Annotated in this window: 2 protein-coding genes; both read left to right on the forward strand. The window is 63.2% G+C overall.

Annotation, left to right across the window (positions count from 1 at the left end):
- Positions 1-215 precede the first annotated feature (215 nt).
- Complete coding sequence (locus EN991_RS34230; protein ID WP_024502264.1) at positions 216-1,391, forward strand: ATP-binding cassette domain-containing protein; 1,176 nt, start codon at positions 216-218, stop codon at positions 1,389-1,391.
- Positions 1,392-1,396: 5 nt separating this feature from the next.
- On the forward strand, positions 1,397-1,935 hold a 539-nt coding region (locus EN991_RS34235), incomplete at its 3' end, for a carbohydrate ABC transporter permease (RefSeq protein WP_164769593.1).

The following is a 1,935-nucleotide window of genomic DNA, read 5'->3' on the forward strand; positions in this document are numbered from 1 at the left end:
GCCAGGGCGTCAACGTGACCGGCGGCGTCTACATGACCTGACGGCTTTCGGCGGCTGTAGCCGGATCCTGATGCGGGCACGCGCCTATCCAAAAAAGTGAACACATATGATCAGAAGTTAGGCTTTTAATGTTATATTTTGTTCTCTAAGATGACCGTTCGCTCGACTTCGGCCTTCGGCGTCAGCCGGGTCAGACGGGTTCATGAGGAAAGTCTATGGCGTCTATCGAGCTCGATCGCGTTTCCAAGCTCTACGGCAATGGCAATTACGGGGTGCATGAGGTCGATCTCACCATTCCCGATGGTGAATTCGTGATCTTTCTCGGTCCGTCGGGATGCGGCAAGTCGACGACGCTGCGGATGATTGCCGGCCTGGAGAGTATCTCCTCCGGCGATCTTCGCATCGGTGGCAAGAGCGTCGCCAATGTCGCGCCGCGCGACCGAAACGTCGCCGTGGTGTTCCAGAGCTACGCGCTCTATCCGCATATGTCGGTGCGGCAGAATATGGCCTTCGGGTTGAAGATGCGCGGCACCGACGCGGCGGTTATCGATGCCAAGATTGCAGACGCCGCTAACCTGCTCGGTCTGCAGAATCTTCTCGGCCGCAAGCCGGCAGCGCTTTCGGGTGGCCAGCGGCAGCGTGTCGCGCTCGGCCGGGCGATCGTTCGCGAACCGGCGGCCTTCCTGCTTGACGAACCGCTGTCCAATCTCGATGCGCAACTGCGTGCCGAGATGCGGCTCGAACTCGTGAAGCTGCACCGGCGCCTCGGCCGCACCATCGTCCATGTCACCCACGACCAGGTCGAGGCGATGACCATGGGCGATCGCATATGCATCATGCGCGATGGTCGCCTGATCCAGGCCGGCCGGCCGCTTGAAGTCTATGCCGACCCGGTCAACACCTTCGTCGCACGCTTCCTGGCGACGCCGCCGATGAACCTCATTCCGGCCACGCTTCAGGCCGCACCTGGCGAAGGGCTCTCCGTCCTGACCGACAGTGGTGCCGTGCTTGCCGTCCCCGCCCGCCACCGCAACGCTTATGGCGAGCGTGCCGGGCGCCGCGTCATTCTGGGCGTGCGGGCCGAGGATTTCCACGAAAGCCCCGACAAGCCGGACTGGCAGAAGATTGCCGTACGGGTTGTGGCCGTCGAGGCTCTCGGCGCCGAGAACGTCCTGATCGGCCAGATTGCCGGTCAGGCCACCGGCAGGGATGATGCTCACCCCGCGGGGGGCGACAAGCCGTTGGAGATCGCCGCCCGCCTCAGCCGTTATTTCACGGCGCCCGTCGGCTCGATGGTCGAACTCTACATCGACCCGCTGCCGATGCACCTCTTTGATCCCGAAACCGAACTGGTCATCGCGCGGCCGAGCCTCATGGGGGCCACGCGATGACCAGCATGGACAGAAACGAACGGCCGGCCTTTCGTCGCCGCTTCGGCTTGCATTTCGGGCTGATTGTCGTCTGCGCCATCGTGCTGCTGCCGCCGCTCTGGGTGCTGCGGACAAGCTTCGTCCCCGAGCAGTTGTCCTACAGCAACGAGCTGATGCCGGCCTTTACGACGGACAATTATTCGGCGCTGCTGTCGAGCCGCTTCGGTCAATCCTACCTCAACAGCCTGATCGTCGCGCTCGGCTCGGTTCTGCTCGCATTGCCTTTTGCCGCCACCACCGGCTATGCCTTCGCCCGCTTCCGCACGGGCGGTCGTTGGGCGCGTTTTGCCGTTCTGGCGACGCAGATGTTGCCGCCCGTGGCGCTGGTGCTGCCGACCTTCACGCTGTTCCGAAGCCTGGAGCTCAGCAATTCGCTGACGGGGCTGATCATCGTCTATGCCGCGCTCAACCTGCCTTTCCTGACCTGGATACTGGTGGGCTTCTTCGAGGGCATTCCAGTGGATCTGGAATGGGCGGCGATGACCGACGGCGCGACCGCCTGGGG

This window comes from Mesorhizobium sp. M7A.F.Ca.US.005.03.2.1, from assembly GCF_003997795.1.
In the GTDB taxonomy this organism is placed as follows: domain Bacteria; phylum Pseudomonadota; class Alphaproteobacteria; order Rhizobiales; family Rhizobiaceae; genus Mesorhizobium; species Mesorhizobium ciceri.

Excerpts from the sequence above, each read along its gene's own strand:
- EN991_RS34230 (WP_024502264.1), top strand. The coding sequence starts at position 216 with ATGGCGTCTATCGAGCTCGATCGCGTTTCCAAGCTCTACGGCAATGGC.